The following is a 22,387-nucleotide window of genomic DNA, read 5'->3' as shown; positions in this document are numbered from 1 at the left end:
AAAAAGTAGAAAAGAGATCCCAGCCTTCGCTGGGATGACAAAAGAGGCTTGTGTCCGCAGCATTCGGGCATCTCCTCCCCCCAACCCTTGCGCTCCCATGCCGATACCGCTATGCCGCCCCCATCATGCAGCAGCGCGCGCTTCTTCCCCTGCTACGACTTACACGCCCTTAGGCGTGGTTTTTGTGCTGGCCTTCGGGTAAAGGCCGCCCCGACATGCCTAAGGGCTTCAAGAGCAACCCAAGTCGTAAACCGGACGGCGCGCAGCGCGCCCGTCTGTCTGGAAGTAGCCTGATCCCATGATGCTGACCGATCCCTCGCTGAAATACCGTCCCTTCCCGCAGGTCGACCTGCCGGACCGGCAATGGCCCTCCCGCGTGATCACCGCGCCGCCGCGCTGGCTTTCCACCGACATGCGCGACGGCAACCAGTCACTGATCGACCCGATGAACGCCGAAAAGAAGAAGCGCTTCTTCGAGCTGCTGGTGAAGGTCGGCGTCAAGGAGATCGAGGTCGGCTTCCCCTCCGCCGGCGCGACCGAGTTCGACTTCATCTCCGGCCTTGTGAAGGACGGCGCGATCCCCGACGACGTGATGCCGCAGGTGCTGACCCAGGCGCGCGCGGACCTGATCGCCACCACCTTCGACAGCCTGCGCGGCGCGAAGCAGGCGATCGTCCACGTCTACAACGCCGTGTCGCCCGCCTGGCGCAACATCGTCTTCCAGATGGACCGGCCGCAGATCCGCGACATCGCGGTCAATGCCGCGAAGCTGCTGCGCGACCATGCTGCGAAGCAGCCCGACACCGACTGGCATTTCGAATATTCGCCGGAAACCTTCTCCACCGCAGAGCTCGATTTCAGCCTCGAATGCTGCGAGGCGGTGATGGAAATCCTGCGCCCAACGCCGGAAAAGCCGCTGATCCTCAACCTGCCGGCCACGGTCGAGGCGGCGACGCCCAACATCTATGCCGACCAGATCGAATGGATGTGCCGCAACATCTCCCGTCGCGACAGCGTCGTCATCTCGCTCCACCCGCATAACGACCGGGGCACCGGCGTCGCGGCGGCGGAGCTGGGGATGATGGCGGGCGCCGACCGCGTCGAAGGATGCCTGTTCGGCAATGGCGAGCGCACCGGCAATTGCGACATCGTGACGGTGGCGCTCAACCTCTACACCCAGGGCATCAACCCCGGCCTCGACTTCTCCGATATCGACGAAGTCATCCAGACGGTCGAATATTGCAACCAGCTGCCGGTCCATCCGCGTCATCCCTATGCGGGCGAGTTGGTGTTCACCGCCTTTTCCGGCAGCCACCAGGACGCGATCAAGAAGGGCTTCGCCGCGCAGGAAGCGCGCAACGACCTGATCTGGGACGTCCCCTACCTGCCGATCGATCCCAAGGATCTCGGCCGCGACTATGAGGCTGTGATCCGCGTCAATTCGCAGTCGGGCAAGGGCGGCGTCGCCTGGGTGCTGCAGCAGGACAAGGGCCTGAAGCTCCCCAAGCGGATGCAGGCGGACTTCTCCCGCGTGGTCCAGGCGCTCGCCGACCAGAGCAGCCGCGAGCTCAACGCCGGCGACATCTGGACCGCCTTCCAGGACCATTACCGCCTGACCGGCGAGCAGCCCTATTCGCTGATCGACTATCATGAAAGCGGCGCGGCGGGCGACCGGGTCTTCACCGGCAAGATCGCCTTCGAGGGCGGCGAACGCTCCATTTCCGGGCGCGGCAACGGCCTCCTCTCCTCGGTGCTCTCGGCGCTGCGGGAAGAACTGGCCGTCGACCTCGAGATCGCCGACTATAGCGAACATGCGATCGGCGCGGGCACGGACGTCAACGCCGCCGCCTATGTCGAATGCCGCACGCCCGACGGCCGTACCGTCTTCGGCATCGGCATGGACAGCGACGTCGCGACCGCCTCGGTCCAGGCCGTCCTCTCCGCCGCCAACGCCATCACCGCGCGGGGGTAAGGCGGAACGCACGGGCGCCAATTCGTTTCTATATCGAAACGAATTGGCGCTGCGATCAACTGTCCGCCTCGCTCACCGCCTTCACTCCGCCAGCCGCATCACCACTCTCTCCCACTGGCCCAGAGCGGCCGGGATTCCCGCCACCGGCACCCGCTCGTTAAGGCCATGGGCGAAGCCGTCCCCCGGCTTCATGAACAGGCTCGACACGCCGTAGCTCGGCACCCCCAGCGCCCGGAAATACAGGCTGTCGGTCGCGCCCGACGACATGCTCGGCATCACCGGGACGCCCGGATGACGCGCCGCGACCGCCTCCGTCACCGCCCGCATCACGTCCTCGCGCAGCGGCGAGGCATCGCTCGCCTTCGGGTCGCCCAGCGTCGTGAACTTCGCCGTCGGATCGCCCACTGCCCGCTCCAGCTCCGCTCGCACCGCCTCGACCGCCACGCCCGGAAAGATCCGGCAGTTGACGCTCAGGGTCGCGCTCTGCGGCAGGGCATTGAGCGCATGGCCCGCCTGCGCCATCGTCGCAACGCAGGTCGTGCGCACCTGCCCGACGAATTCGGGATAGCGCGCCAGCAATTCCCCCGCCTCCGGATCGCCCGTCGTCGCATAGCGCTTCATCGCCTGCCCGGCCGCTCCGCCGATGCGATCCGCCGATAGCCTCAGCGAAGCCTTGGTCAGATCGTTGCTCATCAGCGGAAAGCGGTGGCCCTCGATCCGCTCGGCCGCCCGCGCCATGCGATAGATCGGGTTGCCCGGCGTCGGCGCGCTCGAATGGCCACCCGGATCGGTGAAGGCGATGGCGAAGTCGGCATAGGTCTTCTCCCCCGCCTGCACCTGGTACAGCACCGGCCGCCCGTCCTCCTCCAGCAGCCCGCCGCCCCCGTCGCCGTTCAGCACCAGCTCGGCATCGCGATACTGCTCAGCCAGCGCCTTCGTTGTCGCCATGTCGGTCTCCTCGTCGCCCGACAGCAGCAGGATGACGGTGCGCCGCGGCGTCCAGCCTGCGCGCTTCAGCCCGGCGAGCGTCGTCACCATCATCGCGACGTCATATTTATTGTCCTCCGCACCCCGGCCGAAAATATAGCCGCCCTCCTCCACCGGAACGAAGGGATCGCGGGTCCAGTCGGCCCGGTTTGCGGCGACCACATCCATATGGCCGAGCAGCAATATGGGCTTGAGCGCAGGATCGCTGCCCCGCACCGTCGCGGCCAGCGTCGCCGTCTCCCCGATCGGCGTGATGACGATATCGCCCTCAGCAAAGCCGGCATCGCGCAGCACCGACGCATAATAGGCCGCCAGCTTCGGCACCTCGCCCGCGCCCTGCACCGTGCGATAAGCGACCGATTTCATCAGCACCTCCTTCGCCAGTGCCGTGTCGGGCGCCGCCGCCGCCCCCTGCCCCGCCTGCGCCGCCAGTGCCAGTCCGACCCAGAGCGCCCGCATGATCGTCATCCTGATTTTCTCCCGCTGGACCCGAAACGCATGTGTGGCATAGCGGATCGCGCCCGCCAATGCGTTGGGCGGGCACAGCGGGGAAAGAGGGCCACCTTATCCGCGCTGCATTCCCCTAAAGAATTGCTTGCGCGCAATCGGATCGCCGCCATCCGATATTGTGCCGGTCGCTCGAAGGACAGAAGTCATGGCCCTCAACTATCGCAGCTTCGGATTCCAGGTTCTCGCCGGCATGGTCGTCGGCCTCCTGCTCGGCCTTGCCGCGCGGCAGATCGGTGCGGGGCCGGACGGCGACCTCAACTGGCTCGCCAACACGCTCAAGACCACCGGTTCGATCTTCGTCTCGCTGCTGAAAGCCGTTGTGCCACCGCTGGTCTTCGCCGCCATCGTCGCCTCCATCGCCAATCTGCGCGCGCTCGACAATGCCGCGCGGCTCGCCGGCCAGACGCTGCTCTGGTTCGCGATCACGGCGCTGATCGCGGTTGTGATCGGCCTCGCCATCGGCCTCATCGTCCAGCCGGGCGCCAGCCTGCACGGCACCGCCCTGCCGGTGAAGCAGGCCGACTCCATCGGCGGCTGGCTCGATTTCCTGAAGGGCCTCGTCCCGGGCAACAGCCTCGCCCTGTCGGCCGGCAGCAAGGCGGTGGAGGACGGGTCGATCACGACCACCCTCTCCTTCAACATCCTCCAGCTGCTGGTCATCTCCATCGCTATCGGCCTCGCCACGCTCAAGGTGGGGGAGAAGGCGGAGCCCTTCCTCGCCTTCGTCCGATCGCTGCTCGCGGTGGTGCGCGCAATCCTGGGCTGGATCATCCGCCTGACGCCCATCGGCTCGGCCGCGCTGATCGGCAGCGCCGTCGCCACCTATGGCTGGAGCGCGCTGGCCCAGCTCGGCAGCTTCACCGCCGCCGTCTATCTCGGCCTCGCGATCGTCCTGCTGGTCGTCTATCCGACCCTGCTGGCGCTGAACGGCCTCAAGCCGCTGCCCTTCTTCGCCAAGGCATGGCCGGCGATCCAGCTCGGCTTCGTCTCGCGTTCGTCGGTCGGCACCCTGCCCGTGACCGAGACCGTGACCGAGCGGCTGGGCGTGGAGCGCGGCTATGCCGCCTTCGCCATCCCGCTCGCCTCCACGACCAAGATGGACGGCTGCGCCTCCATCTATCCTGCGCTGGCCGCGATCTTCGTCGCGGGCTTCTACGGCATCCCGCTGACGCCGCTGGACTATGCGCTGATCGCTTTCGTGTCGGTGATCGGGTCGGCCGCGACGGCGGGCCTGACCGGCGCCATCGTGATGCTGACCCTCACCCTCTCCACCCTCGGCCTGCCGCTGGAAGGCGCCGGTCTGCTGCTCGCCATCGACCCCATCCTCGACATGGGCCGCACCGCGGTCAACGTCGCGGGCCAGGTACTGGTCGGCGTGATCGTCGCGAAACGCGAGGGGATTTTGGACGAGGGCGCTTATTATGCGGAAGCACGGGGCGAGGTCGTGGCGGTCTAGCGCCTTACATGTTCGCCTCTCCGGCGACCCGAAAAGAGTCGTGCCCGGATGGCGCCCGGGTCGACATCGACGTCGCCGACGCGGGCGAAGCGGGCCTGCACCCTGCCCACACGCCGGGCCGCGAGGTTGAATCCGTGCACGCCGTCGCTGATGCCACAGAACATGTGGGGGCGGCGAATGTCGCGGAGGCTGGCCGACCGAGCCGGCGCATAAACCGCCCCAAAGGGCGTAGAACTCAGCATCTGAAAAAATGGTCGGGGAGACAGGATTCGAACCTGCGACATCCTGCTCCCAAAGCAGGCGCGCTACCGGGCTGCGCTACTCCCCGACGATTCCCCGCGCCTTAGCGGCCAATGGCGGGTCGCGCAATGGATCAGGCTATCGCCAGCACGCTGGTGAGGACGATCCGGACCAGTGCGGCCTGCCCGCTCGCCCCAGTCTTGGCGTAGATTTTCTTGGAGTAGTTGCGCGCTGTCTCGATCGTCAGGCCCAGCGAAGCTGCCGCCTGGCCGATCGACACGCCCTGGGCGAGAGCCCAGGCGAGGCGCGCCTCGCTGGGAAGCAGACCGAACAGATCGACGAGCTGGTCGCAGCGGTCTGACCGGGACCAGCGGTCGCCGCTGAGATAAACGACCGCCACCGGCGCCGATCCGGCCGCGATCGAGGTGTGCTGTGCCGGAGTGACAAGCATGTCCATCCACGGATCACGGCTGAGATTGATCGCGCGCGGCCGCTGGTCCCCATCCTGCGCGAAGCCGCGGACGATGGCGCTCAGTTCCCGATCGACGCCGGGAGACGAAGGCATCAGCCGATCGTAGCGCCCCCGCCGCAACAGCCCCGTGCGCTGGAACAGCGGTTCGATGTTGGGCGTCATGTCTACGATGCGACTGGCGGCGTCGAGTGTCATCCAGCCGAAATTGAGGCGGCCAAATGCGTCGGATGTCAGCGACGAGCGGTACCGTTCCCGCTCGAGCGCGATGAAATTGCGGAGCGCGGCTCGGATGTGGGGAACCAGCCGCCCGAGCAAGGCGCCGTCGGCGGCTCCGAATCCCCGATCGCCCACGACGCTCAGCCAGGCACTAATGCCGCTCGGCTCCTCGATGCGTACGGCGCGGCCTTCCCCCATTCTCCCAGGAACAAGCACATTCTCATAATAGGAGCGCTGCGACGGATCGTCCCAGTCCAACAGTTCCTGCAGAGCATAGACCCGGCCCTCGCGCATCGTGCGACGCCCCCCCGGCAACAGCTGCTGCAGATGATGCTCCGGTCCAGCCACGGCTCGCAATTCGACGATTTCGCCCTGATCCACAGGTCGGAAGATCAATATGGCGTCGCAGGCACCGGTCAACGCCATCAACTTCGCGAGGAAGCTCTGCCACAGCGGCTGCTCGAACGCTCCTTCATGCAGCGCGACGAGAAGGTCGGAATCGGTGGCGGATAAAGGACGCATGAAATTTCCCTACACCCTCCCATATGGGAGGTCAAAATCCGGAATCCGCCGTGCAGGATCGGACTTGGACAAAGATGGGCGGGAACATGCTTGATCGAAAGACACTGACGCATCTCGAACGGCTCGAGGCCGAAAGCATCCACATTCTGCGGGAAGTGGTCGCGGAGGCCGAGAAGCCGGTGATGCTCTATTCGGTCGGCAAGGATTCCGCCGTCATGCTGCATCTGGCGCGCAAGGCCTTCTACCCCTCGCCGCCGCCCTTCCCGCTGTTGCACGTCGATACAACGTGGAAATTCAAGGCGATGTACGAGCTGCGCGACCGCATGGCGCGCGAGAGCGGGATGGAACTGCTCGTCTATCAGAACCCCGAGGCGCGGGAACGCGGGATCAACCCGTTCGATCACGGCCCGCTTCACACCGACATGTGGAAGACCGAAGGACTGAAGCAGGCGCTCAACATCCATGGCTTCGACGCGGCCTTCGGCGGTGCGCGGCGCGATGAGGAGAAGAGCCGGGCCAAGGAACGCATCTTTTCCTTCCGCACCGCATCGCACGGTTGGGACCCCAAGAACCAGCGGCCGGAACTGTGGAATCTCTACAACGCCAAGAAGAACAAGGGGGAGAGCATCCGCGTCTTTCCGATCAGCAACTGGACCGAGCTCGACATCTGGCAATATATCCAGCTGAATGACGTGCCCATCGTGCCGCTCTATTTCGCGGCAGAGCGCCCCACGGTAGAGCGCGACGGCATGCTGCTGATGGTCGATGATGAGCGGTTCCCGCTGAAGGCTGGCGAAGAGCCGGTCATGCGCTCGATCCGCTTCCGCACGCTCGGCTGCTACCCGCTGACCGGCGCGGTCGAAAGCGCGGCGACGACCCTGTCCGAAGTCATCCAGGAAACGCTGCTCACCACCACCTCCGAACGGCAGGGGCGCGCGATCGACAAGGATGCCGGCGGCGCCGGCATGGAGAAGAAGAAGCAGGAGGGTTACTTCTGATGTCCGACATTGTCGCCGAAGAACCGGTCTACCGGACGGACGCCCTGATCGCGGAGGATATCGACCGCTATCTGGAGGTGCACCAGCACAAGACGATGCTGCGCTTCATCACCTGCGGATCGGTGGACGATGGCAAGTCGACGCTGATCGGCCGGTTGCTCTACGATTCGAAGATGATCTTCGAGGATCAGCTGGCGGCGCTGGAGGCGGACAGCAAGCGCGTCGGCACGCAGGGGCAGGAGATCGACTTCGCGCTTCTGGTCGACGGCCTCGCCGCCGAGCGGGAGCAGGGCATCACCATCGATGTCGCCTATCGCTTCTTTTCGACCGAGAAGCGCAAGTTCATCGTCGCCGACACGCCAGGCCACGAGCAATATACGCGCAACATGGTCACGGGCGCCTCGACCGCCGACCTGGCCGTCATCCTGATCGACGCGCGCAAGGGCGTGCTGACCCAGACGCGGCGTCACAGCTATCTCGCCCACCTGATCGGCATCAGGAACATCGTCCTGGCCGTCAACAAGATGGATCTGGTGGGCTATGATCAGGCGGTGTTCGAGGGCATCGTCAAGGACTATACCGAGTTCGCCACCTCCATCGGCATCCGGGATTTCACCGCGATCCCGATCTCCGGATTCAAGGGCGACAACATCACCGGCCTGTCGGCCAACACGCCATGGTACGCCGGCCCGGCGTTGATGGCACATCTGGAGACGGTGGAGGTCGACCAGATCTCCGACCAGGACAAGCCGTTCCGCATGGCGGTGCAGTGGGTCAACCGACCCAACCTCGATTTCCGCGGTTTTTCTGGCCAGGTCGCCACCGGTACCATCAAGGTGGGCGATGCGGTTCGCGTCCTGCCGTCGGGCAAGACCAGCACCGTCACGCGCATCGTCACGCTGGACGGCGACCTGCAGCAGGCGATCGCCGGCCAGTCGGTCACGCTCTGCTTCGCAGACGAAGTCGACTGCTCGCGCGGCGACGTGATCGCGGCGGCGGACAACCCGCCCCAGGCAGCCGACCAGTTCGAGGCGACGATCGTCTGGATGGCGGACGAGGAGATGCTTCCTGGCCGGCCCTATTGGCTCAAGATCGGCACGCAGACCGTCACCGCCACCATCCAGCAGCCCAAATATCAGGTCAACGTCAACACGATGGAGCATCTGGCGGCCAAGACGCTGGAGCTGAACGCCATCGGCGTCGCCAACCTGGCGACCGACCGGCAGATCGTGTTCGAGCCCTATGCGGACAACCGGACGCTGGGCGGCTTCATCCTGATCGACAAGCTCACCAATGCCACGGTGGCAGCCGGCATGCTGCATTTCTCGCTCCGCCGCGCGCAGAACGTCCACTGGCAGGCGACCGACGTGACCCGCGAATTCCATGCGGGCCTGAAGAACCAGAAGCCGGCCGTGCTGTGGTTCACGGGCCTTTCCGGCGCGGGCAAGTCGACCATCGCAAACCTGGTGGAGAAGAAGCTGGCGCGCATGAACCGCCACACCTTCCTGCTGGATGGAGACAATGTGCGGCACGGGCTGAACAAGGACCTGGGCTTCACCGATGCCGACCGGGTGGAGAATATCCGCCGCGTCGGCGAGGTGGCCAGATTGATGACCGACGCCGGCCTGATCGTGATCACCGCCTTCATCTCTCCCTTCCGCGCCGAGCGCGAGATGGTGCGCCAGATGATGCAGCCGGGCGAGTTCATCGAGATCCACATCGACACGCCGCTCGCCGAGGCCGAGGCGCGCGACGTGAAGGGCCTGTACAAGAAGGCGCGGTCGGGCCAGCTCAAGAACTTTACGGGAATCGACAGCCCCTATGAGGCGCCCGAGGATCCCGAAATCCAGATCGACACCACTGCCATGACGCCCGAGGAAGCGGCGGAGCTGATCGTGGCGAGGATCGTTCCGTGAGCGGCGCGATAACCGACGCGGACCTGGCTGCGCACCTTGCCGAAACGGCAGGGCGCATCCTGCTGGAGGTGCGGGCGAGCGGCATGTTCGGTGGCAAGTCGCTAGGCAAGGCCGGGGACCAGACCGCCAACCAGTTCCTGTGCCACGCCCTTCGCGAGCAGCGCCCCGACGATGGGCTGCTGTCGGAAGAGGAGAAGGACAGCGCCGAACGGCTGAACAAGACCCGCGTATGGATCGTCGATCCGGTCGACGGGACGCGCGAATATGGCGAGGCGCGCGCGGACTGGGCGGTGCATGTCGGCATGGCCGTCGACGGCGAGCCGGAGATCGGCGCGGTCGCCCTGCCCGGCCTGGACGGCGGCGTGGTGCTGCGGACCGACCAGCCGCGCGCCGTTCCCCCGGCGCCCGCGACGCTGCGCATGGTCGTTTCCCGGACCCGGCCGGCAAGGGAAGCGGTCGATGTCGCGGAGCAACTGGGCGCGGAACTGGTGCCGATGGGCTCGGCGGGCGCGAAGGCGATGGCCATCATCCTGGGTCAGGCGGACATCTACCTGCATTCGGGTGGCCAATATGAATGGGACAGCATGGCACCGGTCGCGGTCGCCCGCGCCCATGGCCTGCACTGTTCGCGGATCGACGGATCGCCGCTGATCTACAATCAGGCAGACGTCTATATGCCCGACCTGCTGATCTGCCGGAAGGAACATGCGCGGCAGGTGCTGGACCTGGTCGCCGCCGCGCGCATCTAACTAGGTGTTTAGTCCCAGCATGTGGTGGAGTAAAACTGTCATCATCACAGCGGAGGGAATTATGGACCAGGTCCTCCACGGCAGCGCCAAGACCACGCACACCATTTGAGGCGAGCTACAGCGATCGCAAGCTTGGGTCGCGAGCCTCGCCAGGAAGTACGGGATCAACGAGAAAACGGTCCTGAAGTGGCGCCATCGGCAATCGGTCCAGGACATGCCGATGGGACCGAAGGAGCGGCGCAGCACCGTGCTCTCGCCGATGGAGGAAACCGCGATCGTGGCGCTGCGGGTGCAGGCCCGGCTGCCACTCGACGATGTCTACATCGCGCTCAAGGACGTGACCGCATCTGACCCGCTCCTCGCTGCACCGCTGCCTACAACGGCATGGGATCAGCCAACTGCCCAAGGCCGACCGCGAGAAACCGAAGAAGTTCAAGAACTACGAGATCGGCTACTTCCACCTCGATATCGCCGAACTGCGCCACGAGGGCGGCAAGGCCAACCTCTATGTCGCCGTAGACCGCACGTCCAAGCTGGTCTTTGCACGTATCTATCGTAGAGCGACGAAGCTGGTCGCCGCAGGCTTCCTGAAGGCGCTGATCAAGACGGTGCCTTACAAATTCCACACCATCCTCACCGACAATGGCGTGCAGTTCGCTCAGTTCGAGCGTAGTATGGGCCTGATCTTCCCGCACCTCTTTGGGCGCGTCTGCCAGGAAAACGGTAGCAAGCACCGGCTCACCAAGCCGTACCATCCCTGGACCAACGGTCAGGCCGAACGCATGGTGCGAACCACCAAGGAAGCGGCCGTCAAATCTTCCACTATGCTTCTATCAATGAATTGCGACGACAGGTCCGCGACTGGCTGACCGCCTAAATTCGCCAAGCAACTCAAAGCACTCAAGTTCAAAACACCGTACGAAGCCATCGAGGAACTTTGGAAATCAAAGCCGGACGTCTTTATCGTCAAACCCAGCCTTCACATGCCAGGAATAAACACCTAACCTCATGCGAAGGTTAGCCATTAGCCGTTGAGCGCTCTAGGCCCCCCTGGGAGAGGTGTCTGGCTGGGGCGGCAGGATTCGAACCTGCGCATGGCGGTACCAAAAACCGCTGCCTTACCGCTTGGCTACGCCCCAACACGCGGCTGTCGTGGCCGCGGCGCCGTCCTATAGCGGCTGATGCGCGAAAGGAAAGCCTAGTCATTCGCCACAACGCACGTCAATATGGTGCCAGCCCAGAATATGGCGCCAGCCCAACTCCGACAAGACCGGTCATGTCCGCATCCCCTTCCTACCCCGCTTCGCCGATCATGCCCGCCTCTCCGCTCTTCCTGCGCGAGGACGAGATCCGCCAGGGCATCGAGTTGCTCTATTTCGGCTATGCCGCGCTGACGCGCTCGATCGACGAAGGGCTTGCCGAACAAGGGCTGGGCCGCGCGCACCACCGGGCGATCTACTTCATCTCGCGCCAGCCCGACCTGCCGGTCAAGGATCTGCTGCGGCTGCTGGGCATCACCAAGCAGTCGCTGGGTCGCGTGCTCACCGAACTGACGGATCGCGGGCTTATCGAAGCGCGGCAGGGCCCGAGCGACCGGCGTCAGAAGCTGCTGCGGCTGAGCGCGTCAGGCAAGGCGCTGGAAGCCGATCTGTTTCGCGCGCTCCGGGAACGGATGGCCGTCGCCTATGCCCAGGCGGGCCAAGGTTCCGTCACCGGATTCTGGCGCGTGCTGGAGGGGCTGATCCCCGAAACCGAGCGCGCGATGGTCTTCGGCCTGCGCGGAGGCTGAGCCGCCGACGCAACTTTCTCGTCCTCCCAGCGCTTTAGCGACATCTTTGACCGGAGTGAGGACCAACCCATGCATAAATCCTTCCTGGCCGCTGCGGCGATCCTGTCTGCTGCTGGGCTTTCCGCCTGCTCGGAGAAAGCCCAGGACAGCATCGAGAACGCAGGATCCGACGTCGGCAACGATGTCGGGGGCGCAATCGACCGCGCGGGCGAGAAGATCGACAACGGCCTCGACGATGCGGGTCGCGCGATCGACGAGGGCACCGACCGGATCGGCGCCGCAGCGGACAATGCGAGCCGGGACGCGAGCCGCGAAGCTGACGAGGCCAAGCGTGACGTGGGCGACACGCTGCAGAATGCCGGGCGCGATCTGAAGAATGATTGATTGATGCGGTGACCGGCCGTCGTCCTTGACGGCCGGTTTTCCCGTCCTACAGACGTCGCTCTTATGTCTTCCGGCGACGCCTCCTCAATCCCAGCCGCACCGAGCCTGACGATCGGCCCTGCCGAGTTGGCGCTGATCGGCGTCACCCTGCTCTGGGGCGGCACCTTCCTCATCGTGCACGAGGCGATGCGGCATAGCGGGCCGCTCTTTTTTGTCGGGCTGCGCTTCGGCACGGCGACCATATTGGCGCTGCCGCTCGCCTGGCCGGTGCTGCGCGGCCTGACGGCGCGCGAACTGATCGCCGGCGGGACGATCGGGCTGGGCATCTTTGCGGGCTATTCGCTGCAGAGCTGGGGGCTGCGCACCATTCCCAGCAGCACTTCCGCTTTCATCACCGCCGCCTATGTGCCGCTGATGCCGGTGCTGCAATGGCTGATCCTGCGGCGGCGGCCCCGGCTGGCGAGCTGGATCGGCGTGGCGCTGGCCTTCATCGGCCTGGTGCTGATCGCGGCGCCGGAAGAAGGGCTGGCGCTGGGCACCGGTGAGACGCTGACCCTGATCAGCACAGTCGCGATCGCGCTGGAGATTATCTTCATCAGCCTGTGGGCGGGGACGGTCAATGTCGCGCGGGTGACACTGGTGCAGCTCGGCGTCACTTCGCTGCTTGCCTTCGCGGCGATGGCCCCCGCCGGGGAGGCGGCACCGCCCTTTTCCTGGACCGCGGTGCTTGCAGCCGGCGGACTGGGCGTCATGACCGCGCTGATCCAGTTCGTCATGAACTGGGCGCAGCAGACGGTTTCGCCGACACGGGCAACGCTGATCTATGCCGGGGAACCGGTCTGGGCGGGGATCATCGGGCGGATCGCGGGGGAACGCCTGCCCCCCGCCGCGCTGCTCGGCGGCCTGCTCGTCGTGGCGGCGGTGATCGTCAGCGAGCTGCGGTTCGAGCGGAAGTCACCGCGCTGACCTTCAGCTGCGGCGGAACACCGGCGGGCGCTTTTCGAAGAAGGCGGTGAAGGCTTCCCGCGCCTCGGCCGATTGCATGGCGCGCATGAACGCCTCCGCTTCCTCCGCGATCCGCGCTTCGATCAGCGACCGATCACCGCGCATCAGGCGGCGAGTCTCCGCGAGCGCCGCCGGCGGCTTGGTCATCAGGGCCGCCGCCTTGGCGCGGGCATGATCCAGCAGACCGTCGGCGGAAACGATGCCGGTCAGCAGGCCCGCCCTCTCGGCGCCTACGGCATCCAGCGGCTCGCCCAGCAGCAGCATGGCCGCCGCCTTCGCCGGTCCGAGAATGCCGGGCGCGAGCAGGCTGGAACCGGCTTCAGGCACCAGCCCGAGATTGACGAAGGGCATGACGAACCGTGCATCCGGCGTGGCATAGACGAGGTCGCAGTGGAACAGCATGGTCGTGCCGACGCCCACTGCAAGGCCCTGAACCGCCGCTACGAGCGGCTTTTCGAAGGTGGCGATGGCACGGATGAAGGCGAAAGCGGCTTCCCCGCCCGCCGGGCCGGACAGGAAATCCTGAAGGTCGTTGCCGGCGCAGAACGCATCACCCTTACCCGCAAAGAGGACCACGGCGATGTCCGGGCGGGCGGCGGCATCGGCCAGCGCAGCCGTCATGGTCCGGTACATCGCGGCGGTCAGCGCATTCTTCTTTTCGGGCCGGTCGATATGGATCTCGACCACGCCTTCGCCCTCAATAAGGATCACGCCTTCGCTCATGCCTGTGCACCCTCCGTCGTCACGCCTTTGCTCTGCGCTATGCCGCCGATCATCAAGGATCAACCCTTTCCGGTGCCGCTTCACTGTCCGGTTTGATCGAGGGGCAAATTCCGCTACGGCGCTGGAAATGACCCGTCTTCGCCTGATCCTCGATCCGTTTCTGATATTGCTCATCGGCATGGTGCTGCTGGCGTCGTTCCTTCCCGCGCGTGGCGAGGGTGCCCGAGTCGCGGAGGCGGCGGCGGATGCCGGGATCGTGCTGCTGTTCTTCCTGCATGGCGCAAAGCTGTCGCGGGAGGCGATCTGGGGCGGTGCCAAGGCGTGGAAGCTGCATCTGGCCACGCTGGGCACGACCTTCCTGGTCTTCCCGCTGCTGGGCCTGGGGGCACAGATGCTGCCCGTCATTCCCGAAGACATGCGGGCGGGGCTGCTGTTCCTGACCCTGCTGCCATCGACCGTGCAGTCCTCCATCGCCTTCACCGCGATCGCCCGAGGGAATGTCGCGGCAGCGGTTGTCAGCGCGTCCTTTTCCAACCTGCTTGGCATCCTGCTGACGCCGCTGCTGGTGGCGATGTTGATGCAGCGCGGCGGCAGCGGCGGCATGATATCCCTGTCGTCGGCCGAGGGGATCGTCGGGCAGCTGCTGCTGCCCTTCATTGCCGGCCACCTGCTGCGCCCATGGATTGGCGGCTTTGTGGAGCGGCACAAGACGCTGCTGTCGCGGGTCGACCGCACCTCCATCCTGCTGGTGGTCTATTCCGCCTTCAGCGCGGCGGTGGTGGAGGGGCTTTGGCAGAAGGTATCGGAAGAGGAACTGGCGATCCTGGCGCTGTTGTGCGCCCTGCTGCTGGCGCTGGTGCTGATCTTCACCTGGGGGTTGGGCCGGCTGATCGGGCTGTCGCGCGAGGACGCCATCGTGCTGCAGTTCTGCGGCTCGAAGAAGAGCCTGGCATCGGGCGTGCCGATCGCGGGCGTGCTGTTCCCGGCCAGCGCCGTTGGTCCGATCATCCTGCCGGTCATGCTGTTCCACCAGATCCAGCTGATCGCCTGCGCGCTGCTGGCGCGGCACTATGCGGAACGATCCAGTGGCGAGTGAGGGGGCGATGGGCGCCCGGACTATGGGGTGGGTGCGGTTACCAGGGGCTGGTTCGTCCTCCCCCTGGGAAGCGGTGCCGAAGCGCGGGGCTATCCTGAAGGACTGGGGGCGAAATACCGGAGCGGACCCGCTAAAGGCGTAGAGCGAGGCGGCCAGTTGTTGCGCCTTCCGAAACCTTATTATACGGTCGTATAATATTACGGCGGGAGCGAGGCGTGGACGAGACAGACGGCGATGCGGGCTGGAGCCTGCCGGCCTGGACCTACAGCGATCCCGAGTTCTTTGCCGTCGAACTGCGCCGCATCTTCCGCCCGAGCTGGCAGATCGTCTGCCATGCCAGCGACATCCCGGCCGCGGGCGATTATCATCTCCTGGATGCCATCGGCGAGAGCGTGATCGTCATCCGCGGTGACGATGGCGCGGTGCGGGCCTTCACCAATGTCTGCCGCCATCGTGGCGCGCGCATCCTCGACGGGCCTAGCGGCTGCGCCCGCAGGCTGGTCTGTCCCTATCATGCCTGGACCTACGGCAGCGACGGGCGGCTGACCGGGGTACCGATGAAGGCGAGCTATGGCGATGTCGACTGGGACGCGCATGGCCTGACGCCGGTGGAGGTGGAGGATTTCCTGGGATTCCTGTTCGTCCGGCTGGAGGACGACGGCGGGCCTTCGGTCGACGAGATGATGGCGCCCTATCGGCAGGAGATCGCCCCCTACCGCTTCCCTGAATTGCGCGCGCTCGGCCGGGTGACATTGCGGCCGCGCGAGGTGAACTGGAAGAATATCGGCGACAATTATTCGGACGGGCTGCACATCGCCGTCGCGCATCCGGGCCTCAAGCGGCTGATGGGCGACGGCTATGGCGTGGAGGCGTCGGCCCATTTGGACCGGATGTGGGGGCCGATCCTCGACCGTCCGTCCGCGCATCCGTCCGAGCGGGCCTATCAGCATTTCCTGCCCGAGGTGCCGCACCTGCCGCCCGAGCGGCAGCGGCTTTGGACCTATTTCAAGCTTTGGCCCAACATCGCCTTCGACATCTATCCCGACCAGGTGGACTTCATGCAGTGGCTGCCGGTGTCGCCGACGCAGACACTGATCCGGGAGATCAGCTATGCGATTCCTGACGAGCGGCGGGAGATGAAGGCGGCGCGCTACCTCAACTGGCGGATCAACCGGCAGGTCAATGCGGAGGACACGGCGCTCGTCGCGCGGGTGCAGGCGGGGATGGCATCGGACAGCTTCATGGTGGGGCCGCTGAGCGAGCAGGAAGTGGCGTTGCGGCATTTCTGCGGACGGATGCGGAAGGTCATTCCGGAGGCGCGGCTGCATCGGGCGCCGGGGATGGGATGGTCGTTCCGTCCCGATAATGTCGGTCATTCCCGCGAAGGCGGGAATCCATCGCCGGCCTTGTCCCAGGACGCGGGGCTGAGAGATGGATCCCCGCCTGCGCGGGGATGACGAACAGGGGGAAGGACAAGAGATGACCACATCCTACGACGCCGTCATCATCGGCGGGGGGCATAACGGGCTTGTCTGCGCCTTCTACCTCGCGCGGGCGGGATACAGGGTGCGCATCCTGGAGCGGCGCGCGGTGGTGGGCGGCGCAGCGGTGACCGAGGAGTTCCATCCCGGCTTCCGCAACTCGACCGCGAGCTACACGGTCAGCCTGCTCAATCCCAAGGTCATCCGCGACATGAAGCTCGCCGATCACGGCTATCGCGTGATCGAGCGGCCGGTCAGCAATTTCCTGCCGCAGCCCGATGGCGGGTATCTGAAGCTGGGCGGCGGGCTGGAGCGGACGCAGGCCGAGTTCGCGAAGTTCAGCGCCAGGGACGCGGCCGCCCTTCCCGCCTATTACGACGCGCTGGAAGTCGTCGCTGACGTACTGCGCGACCTGGTGCTGAAGGCGCCCCCCAATGTCGGCGACGGCCTTGCCACCATCACCGACGCGGTGCGGCAGGGCCGGCGGATCGCCGCGCTTCCGATCGAACAGCAGCGCGACGTGCTGGACCTGTTTGCCAAGTCGGCGCGGACCTTCCTCGACAGCTGGTTCGAGAGCGACGCGGTGAAGGCGGCGTTCGGCTTCGACGCGGTGGTCGGCAACTATGCCAGCCCGGACACGCCGGGCAGCGCCTATGTGCTGCTGCACCATGTGTTCGGCGAGGTGAACGGGAAGAAAGGCGCCTGGGGCCACAGCGTCGGCGGCATGGGGGCGATCACGCAGATCATGGCGAAGGTCGTGACCGCCATGGGCGTGGAGATCAGCCTGGAAGCGCCCGTGGCGAGCGTGCTGGTGGACGGGGCGCGCGCGGTGGGCGTCCGGCTGGAGAGCGGCGAGGAGGTGATGGGCGCCGCCGTCATCGCCAATGTCGGCCCGAAGCTGCTCTATGAGCGGATGATGACGCCCGCCGACCTGCCCGCCGATTTCCTGAAGCGCATCCGCGCGTTCAAGGCGGGGTCGGGCACGTTCCGCATGAACGTGGCGCTGTCCGCCCTGCCCGACTTCGCCTGCCTACCGGGCACCGGGGAGCATCACCAGTCGGGCATCATCATCGCGCCAACGCTGGACTATATGGACCGGGCGTTCCTGGACGCGAAGCGGTACGGATGGTCGAAGCAGCCGATCGTCGAGATGCTGATACCGTCCACCATCGACGACAGCCTGGCGCCCGAAGGCGCCCATGTCGCCAGCCTGTTCTGCCAGCAATTCGCGCCGGAGCTGCCGGACGGACGCAGTTGGGACGAGGAGCGCGAGGCGGCGGCGGACCATATCGTCGCGACGGTGGACGCCTATGCGCCGGGCTTTGCGAAGAGCGTGATCGCGCTGCAGATCCATTCGCCGCTCGACCTGGAGCGCAAGTTCGGGCTGGTCGGCGGCGACATCATGCACGGTAACCTGACGCTGGACCAGATGTGGTCGGCGCGGCCGGTGCTGGGCCACGGCGCCTATCGCGGGCCGGTGAAGGGCCTCTACATGTGCGGCGCGGGCACGCATCCGGGTGGCGGCGTGACCGGCGCGCCGGGACATAATGCCGCGCGGGAGGTGCTGAAGGACCGGACGCTGTTCGGACGGTGGCGGGGAAGAGGATAGAAGCTGCCCCGGCGTTCCCTCCCCCGGTCAGGGGAGGGAACGCGGCAAGGAGTCAGGCAGCCATCGCATCCTCGTAAAGATCCATGGCGGGATCGTTCAGGTTGCGCTGCGGCTCGCCTTCCTCGAACAGCAGGCAATCTACCTCTGCATTTCGGCCAAGGCTGAAGCGCCGTTCCGTCCGTCCGGTGAAGCGGAAGCCCAGCTTGCGCAGGACATTGCCCGAGGCGGGATTGTCCGCGAAGTGTCCGGCGCGGATGTCGGTGACACCGCTGGCCCTTCCCATGCTGAGCACGGCGCGGGCCGCCTCCGTGGCGAAGCCCAGGCCCCAATAGGGACGGGCAATCCAATAGCCGAGTTCGGCCCGGCCCTCCTCGTCGCGGTGCAGGCCGCAGCCGCCGACGAGGCGCGGCGCGCCCTGGGTACGGGTGAAGGCCAGCAGGCGGGGCAGGCGCGGTTCCTGCGGCAGCGCCAGAAAGGCTTCGGCATCGGCCAGCGAATAGGGCGCGGGCGCGCGCGACAGGTTCCGCAGCACGGCTTCGTCGCCGATCGCGGCGGCGAGAGCGGGGGCGTCCTCCATCCAGCCGGGCCGGAGCAGCAGGCGGGGGGTACGAGCGAACATGGGTCTCTCCTCTTTTCTGCACGCCAATGACCGCAAAAAGTTACGGCTTGGCGACGATGGTCCTCCGGCTGGGCCCCGCCCGCACGACGCGCGAAAAGGACCGAGGTTCCAGAGGGTTGAGGGAAAATGAGGGGAGAGCCGGTTCAGCTGTGAGGACCGGCCAGACGGCCGGTCGATGCAACGGAAAAAGGGGCGCTCCCGGGTGGGGCGCCCCTTGTTTCCCTCGAACCACCGGCATTGTGATGCCGGGAGGATCGCCCCTGCGAAGGACGATCCGTCATCGATCGTCCGTTATTCGGCCGCTTCGGCCACGGCGTCGACCGACACATATTTGCGGCCGAGCTTGCCGTCGTGGAACACGACCTTGCCTTCGCTGAGCGCGAACAGCGTGTGGTCCTTGCCCATGCCGACATTGCGGCCGGGATAGACGCGGGTGCCGCGCTGGCGAATGATGATGTTGCCGCCGATCACGTCCTGACCACCGAACTTCTTGACGCCAAGGCGCTTCGATTCGGAATCGCGACCGTTGCGCGACGAACCGCCAGCTTTCTTATGTGCCATTGTCTAACTCCTCGAATCTGTCGGGCCGGAAGCGATCAGGCTTCGGCAGCGGCCGGAGCCGCGTCTTCGGTCTTGGCGGCGGCCTTCTTGGCCTTCTTCTCTTCCGCGCCGATCGCCACGATCTTCAGGATCGTGTGGTTCTGGCGGTGGCCGTTGCGGCGACGGTAATTGTGCCGGCGGCGCTTCTTAAAGACGATGACCTTCTCGCCCTTCGCCTGCGCGACGATTTCGGCGGCCACGGTCAGGCCCTTGGTATCCTTGAGATCGCTGCCTTCACCGGCGAGCAGGACATCGTCCAGGGTCACCTTGTCGCCGGCCTCACCGGCCAGCTTCTCGACGACGATCTTGTCTCCGGCGGCGACGCGATACTGCTTGCCGCCCGTGCGCACGACTGCGAACATGGCTTTTCTCTTCTCGTCCAAATCTGCTTTACGCAGATCGTCGAGGATTGTCGCCCTATCAGACCCGCGCGGGAAAGTGGCCCGGTAGTGGAAGGTGGCGATTCTGTCAACCGCTATGGGGCGCTTCAAGCGAAAGTCGTCCGCAGTCTTTGCTGGCCGGAGCGAAGTTCACAGTGTCGCTGAGCCTTCCCGCGAGGGATGGCGACTGAAAGCGGACTGGCGCTGCGCGCCGCCGATGCCTATCTTCCGCCGGGAAGGAGCACGCGACACATGCCGCCATCGAGGCACCGGGACCAGCGAACGACAGGGCGGCTGCCCTTCGTCGCGACCCTGTGGGTGGCGATCCTGGTCGCGCTGCTCTGCGCCGTGCTGCCGCTGGGAGCGCCCGCCAGCAAGCTGACCGGCTCCGCCTTCAACCCCGCGACCACCAGCGTCGTGCTCAAGGCGCGCTCGCCCGCCAAGCCGCTGGCGCAGGCCCCCGCGCTGCCCGACGGGCTGCCCCCGACGCCATCCTCCCTGCCCGCCATGGTCCTGGCCGCCACGATGGCCGTCCTGCTGGCCTGGCGATTGCTTCCGCGCTCCCCCGCCCTTCCCAGGCGTTCCGCTCCCCTGCCCTCCGCGCCGCGCCGCATCCGGCGCGCGCGGGCGCCGCCCCTGCGCTGACGGACCCCGGCAGGCGCCGCGCTGCGCCTGCCCCGATCCAGCGCGCAGAAAGGAGAGCGCCCATGTCCAGCGAACCGGAGCGGCCCCGTCGCCGTCCCCCCTGGTGGTTCATGCCTGCCGTCATGTCGGCCCTGGGAGCCGCCGCAGCATTGCTGTCGGCCGCCATCCTGACCGCCGTCGAATAATCATGCTGGAGTACGATCCGATCATACTGGATCGAATCGTGCCCCAGTTTCCTTTATTTTTCCGCATTTCCCGAGCCAGCGGACGAGTCCGTCCGCTTCGGAAATGCTCTATAACCGCCGGGGAACGGATCATCCTTTCCCCGGCGGACAGGATTTACAGCCTATGCCCCATCACACGCCCCTGATCGGCACGATCGTCGCGGGCCTTGTCGTCGCCTTCATCCTGGGCGCTGCCGCCCATCGCCTCAAGCTGTCGCCGCTGGTCGGCTATCTGCTGGCCGGCATCGTCGTCGGTCCCTTCACCCCGGGCTTCGTCGCCGATGCGAGCCTGGCCAACGAACTGGCGGAGATCGGCGTCATCCTGCTGATGTTCGGCGTCGGCCTGCACTTCTCGCTGCGCGACCTGCTGGAGGTCAGGACCATCGCCGTGCCCGGCGCGATCGGCCAGATCGCGGTTGCCACCCTGATGGGCATGGGCCTGGCCCATGTCATGGGATGGCCGTTCATGGGCGGGCTCGTCTTCGGCCTGGCGCTGTCGGTCGCCAGCACCGTCGTCCTGCTCCGAGCGCTGCAGGGCGCCGACCTGGTCGAGACGCGGCGCGGCCGCATCGCGGTGGGCTGGCTGATCGTCGAGGACCTGGTCATGGTGCTGGCGCTTGTGCTGCTCCCCGCCCTTGCCGGCGTCCTGAACGGCGCCAATGCCAGCGCCGGGGCGAGCGACCTCATCGCGCCGCTGCTGGGTACGCTGCTGAAGGTCGCGGGCTTCGTCGCGCTGATGCTGGTGGTCGGACGCCGGGTGATCCCCTGGGCGCTCCACTGGGTCGTCCACAGCGGATCGCGCGAGCTGTTCCGCCTCGCCGTGCTGGCGATCGCGCTGGGCGTCGCCTTCGGCGCGGCCGTGGCCTTCGACGTGTCCTTCGCGCTGGGCGCCTTCTTCGCCGGCATGATCCTGGGCGAGACGCCGCTCAGCCGCCGGGCGACCGAGGAGACGCTGCCGCTGCGCGATGCGTTCGCCGTGCTGTTCTTCGTGTCGGTGGGCATGCTGTTCAACCCGGCGGTGGTGGTGGAGCAGCCGCTGCCGCTGCTGGCGACCGTGCTGATCATCGTGCTGGGCAAGTCGATCGCCGCCTTCGCCATCGTGCGCGCCTTCGGCCATCCGACCGACACGGCGCTCACCATTTCGGGCAGCCTGGCGCAGATCGGCGAGTTCTCCTTCATCCTGGCGACGCTGGGCACGGGGCTGGGCGTGCTGCCGGCGGATGCCCGCGACCTGATCCTGGCCGGGGCGATCGTCTCGATCTTCCTCAATCCGCTGCTCTTCTCGCTGATCGTGCGCGACCAGAAGGCGGGGGAGGCAGAGGTCGCCCCCGAAAAGGCGCCGGAGAAGCCGCCCATCGGTCATGTGATCCAGGTTGGCTATGGCCGCGTCGGCAAGCTGATCGCGGCGCGCCTGGCGGAGAAGAAGGTGCATTTCGTCGTGATCGAAGGCGATCCCGACCGCGCCGCGGAGGCCGAGGAAGCCGGCCTGACCGTGGTGCGCGGCAACGCGCTGGAGGACCGCCACCTGCTCGCGGCGGGGATATGCGAGGCGCGCCACCTGCTGATCGCCGTGCCCGAGGGGTTCGAGGGCGGCGCCATCCACGAACATGCGCGGCACCTGAACCCCGACCTGATCGTCATCGCCCGCGCCCATTCGGATGCGGAGGTCGCGCATCTCGAAGGGCTGGGCGTACCCCATGTGGTGATGGGGGAACGCGAACTGGCGGGGCGGATGCTGACGCTGTGCGGGGTGGGGCAGAGCGAGTTGGCGAGGACGTGAAATGGGCGGTAGGA

20 protein-coding genes, 2 tRNA genes and 1 pseudogene are annotated in these 22,387 nt (G+C 66.3%); 15 read left to right on the top strand and 8 right to left on the bottom strand.

Annotation, left to right across the window (positions count from 1 at the left end; genetic code table 11):
* Window positions 1-298 precede the first annotated feature (298 nt).
* Window positions 299-1,972: a 2-isopropylmalate synthase gene (gene leuA, locus M529_RS43850; RefSeq protein WP_021319574.1), complete on the top strand. Its 1,674-nt coding sequence runs from the start codon at window positions 299-301 to the stop codon at window positions 1,970-1,972.
* Window positions 1,973-2,053: 81 nt separating this feature from the next.
* On the opposite strand, the gene M529_RS43845 is transcribed toward leuA, so the two are convergent.
* Window positions 2,054-3,418 carry a M20/M25/M40 family metallo-hydrolase gene (locus tag M529_RS43845; protein ID WP_408021307.1) on the bottom strand — a complete coding sequence of 455 codons (1,365 nt, stop codon included), beginning with the start codon at window positions 3,416-3,418 and terminating at the stop codon, window positions 2,054-2,056.
* 196 nt (window positions 3,419-3,614) lie between these two features.
* Here M529_RS43845 and M529_RS43840 point away from each other — a divergent pair, with 196 nt between their 5' ends.
* Window positions 3,615-4,925, top strand: a complete 1,311-nt coding sequence (locus M529_RS43840) for a dicarboxylate/amino acid:cation symporter (RefSeq protein WP_021319572.1) — start codon at window positions 3,615-3,617, stop codon at window positions 4,923-4,925.
* A 251-nt stretch (window positions 4,926-5,176) separates the two neighbouring features.
* On the opposite strand, the gene M529_RS43830 is transcribed toward M529_RS43840, so the two are convergent.
* Window positions 5,177-5,253, bottom strand: a tRNA-Pro gene (locus M529_RS43830).
* Between the two features lie 45 nt (window positions 5,254-5,298).
* Entirely contained in the window at window positions 5,299-6,375 is a 1,077-nt protein-coding gene (locus tag M529_RS43825; protein WP_021319571.1) for a helix-turn-helix transcriptional regulator, read from the bottom strand.
* A gap of 86 nt (window positions 6,376-6,461) precedes the next feature.
* Between M529_RS43825 and cysD the strand changes: the two genes are divergently transcribed.
* From cysD to M529_RS48655, 4 genes and pseudogenes are all read left to right on the top strand, one after another.
* A complete protein-coding gene (gene cysD / locus M529_RS43820; protein ID WP_031295474.1) occupies window positions 6,462-7,373 on the top strand; it encodes a sulfate adenylyltransferase subunit CysD in 912 nt (303 codons plus the stop codon).
* Window positions 7,373-9,289 carry a sulfate adenylyltransferase subunit CysN gene (gene cysN / locus M529_RS43815; protein WP_021319569.1) on the top strand — a complete coding sequence of 639 codons (1,917 nt, stop codon included), beginning with the start codon at window positions 7,373-7,375 and terminating at the stop codon, window positions 9,287-9,289. Before cysD ends, cysN begins: the two co-directional genes overlap by 1 nt.
* Window positions 9,286-10,038, top strand: coding sequence for a 3'(2'),5'-bisphosphate nucleotidase CysQ (locus M529_RS43810; RefSeq protein ID WP_021319568.1), 753 nt, complete (start codon window positions 9,286-9,288; stop codon window positions 10,036-10,038). The genes cysN and M529_RS43810 overlap by 4 nt, the downstream gene beginning before the upstream one ends.
* Window positions 10,039-10,099: 61 nt before the next feature.
* Window positions 10,100-11,042: pseudogene (locus tag M529_RS48655) on the top strand (IS481 family transposase).
* 60 nt (window positions 11,043-11,102) lie between these two features.
* Here M529_RS48655 and M529_RS43800 read toward each other — a convergent pair.
* Window positions 11,103-11,177, bottom strand: a tRNA-Gln gene (locus M529_RS43800).
* 137 nt (window positions 11,178-11,314) lie between these two features.
* On the opposite strand from M529_RS43800, the gene M529_RS43795 reads away from it, so the two are divergent.
* The 3 genes from M529_RS43795 (at window position 11,315) to M529_RS43785 (ending at window position 13,177) form a co-directional block, all read left to right on the top strand.
* On the top strand, window positions 11,315-11,827 hold the full coding sequence (locus M529_RS43795; protein ID WP_021319565.1) for a MarR family winged helix-turn-helix transcriptional regulator: 513 nt from the start codon (window positions 11,315-11,317) through the stop codon (window positions 11,825-11,827).
* Window positions 11,828-11,896: 69 nt separating this feature from the next.
* Window positions 11,897-12,211 (top strand): hypothetical protein, encoded by a 315-nt coding sequence (locus M529_RS43790; RefSeq protein ID WP_021319564.1) that lies wholly within the window; start codon window positions 11,897-11,899, stop codon window positions 12,209-12,211.
* A gap of 63 nt (window positions 12,212-12,274) precedes the next feature.
* Window positions 12,275-13,177 carry a DMT family transporter gene (locus M529_RS43785; RefSeq protein WP_021319563.1) on the top strand — a complete coding sequence of 301 codons (903 nt, stop codon included), beginning with the start codon at window positions 12,275-12,277 and terminating at the stop codon, window positions 13,175-13,177.
* 3 nt (window positions 13,178-13,180) lie between these two features.
* Here M529_RS43785 and M529_RS43780 read toward each other — a convergent pair whose 3' ends face one another.
* Window positions 13,181-13,939, bottom strand: a complete 759-nt coding sequence (locus M529_RS43780; RefSeq protein ID WP_021319562.1) for an enoyl-CoA hydratase-related protein — start codon at window positions 13,937-13,939, stop codon at window positions 13,181-13,183.
* 127 nt (window positions 13,940-14,066) lie between these two features.
* On the opposite strand from M529_RS43780, the gene M529_RS43775 reads away from it, so the two are divergent.
* The 3 genes from M529_RS43775 (at window position 14,067) to M529_RS43765 (ending at window position 18,125) form a co-directional block, all read left to right on the top strand.
* Window positions 14,067-15,035 carry a bile acid:sodium symporter family protein gene (locus M529_RS43775; protein ID WP_021319561.1) on the top strand — a complete coding sequence of 323 codons (969 nt, stop codon included), beginning with the start codon at window positions 14,067-14,069 and terminating at the stop codon, window positions 15,033-15,035.
* Between the two features lie 215 nt (window positions 15,036-15,250).
* Window positions 15,251-16,492 (top strand): aromatic ring-hydroxylating oxygenase subunit alpha, encoded by a 1,242-nt coding sequence (locus M529_RS43770; RefSeq protein ID WP_021319560.1) that lies wholly within the window; start codon window positions 15,251-15,253, stop codon window positions 16,490-16,492.
* Window positions 16,493-16,514: 22 nt separating this feature from the next.
* Window positions 16,515-18,125: a phytoene desaturase family protein gene (locus tag M529_RS43765; RefSeq protein ID WP_031295472.1), complete on the top strand. Its 1,611-nt coding sequence runs from the start codon at window positions 16,515-16,517 to the stop codon at window positions 18,123-18,125.
* A 52-nt stretch (window positions 18,126-18,177) separates the two neighbouring features.
* Here M529_RS43765 and M529_RS43760 read toward each other — a convergent pair whose 3' ends face one another.
* From M529_RS43760 to rplU, 3 genes are all read right to left on the bottom strand, one after another.
* Window positions 18,178-18,744, bottom strand: a complete 567-nt coding sequence (locus M529_RS43760; protein ID WP_021319558.1) for a GNAT family N-acetyltransferase — start codon at window positions 18,742-18,744, stop codon at window positions 18,178-18,180.
* Between the two features lie 291 nt (window positions 18,745-19,035).
* Window positions 19,036-19,305, bottom strand: coding sequence for a 50S ribosomal protein L27 (gene rpmA, locus M529_RS43755; RefSeq protein WP_021319557.1), 270 nt, complete (start codon window positions 19,303-19,305; stop codon window positions 19,036-19,038).
* Between the two features lie 35 nt (window positions 19,306-19,340).
* Complete coding sequence (gene rplU / locus M529_RS43750; RefSeq protein WP_021319556.1) at window positions 19,341-19,706, bottom strand: 50S ribosomal protein L21; 366 nt, start codon at window positions 19,704-19,706, stop codon at window positions 19,341-19,343.
* A 270-nt stretch (window positions 19,707-19,976) separates the two neighbouring features.
* On the opposite strand from rplU, the gene M529_RS43745 reads away from it, so the two are divergent.
* The 3 genes from M529_RS43745 to ybaL all read left to right on the top strand — a co-directional run bounded on the left by M529_RS43745 (window position 19,977) and on the right by ybaL (window position 22,373).
* On the top strand, window positions 19,977-20,369 hold the full coding sequence (locus tag M529_RS43745) for a hypothetical protein (RefSeq protein ID WP_021319555.1): 393 nt from the start codon (window positions 19,977-19,979) through the stop codon (window positions 20,367-20,369).
* 62 nt (window positions 20,370-20,431) lie between these two features.
* Window positions 20,432-20,554: a hypothetical protein gene (locus tag M529_RS50630; RefSeq protein ID WP_021319554.1), complete on the top strand. Its 123-nt coding sequence runs from the start codon at window positions 20,432-20,434 to the stop codon at window positions 20,552-20,554.
* A gap of 163 nt (window positions 20,555-20,717) precedes the next feature.
* Window positions 20,718-22,373, top strand: coding sequence for a YbaL family putative K(+) efflux transporter (gene ybaL / locus M529_RS43740; protein WP_021319553.1), 1,656 nt, complete (start codon window positions 20,718-20,720; stop codon window positions 22,371-22,373).
* Window positions 22,374-22,387 lie beyond the last annotated feature (14 nt).

This window comes from Sphingobium ummariense RL-3, from assembly GCF_000447205.1.
Lineage (GTDB): Bacteria > Pseudomonadota > Alphaproteobacteria > Sphingomonadales > Sphingomonadaceae > Sphingobium > Sphingobium ummariense.
Note: the sequence above shows the minus strand (reverse complement) of the source record. Positions and strands in the feature narration are given on the sequence as shown.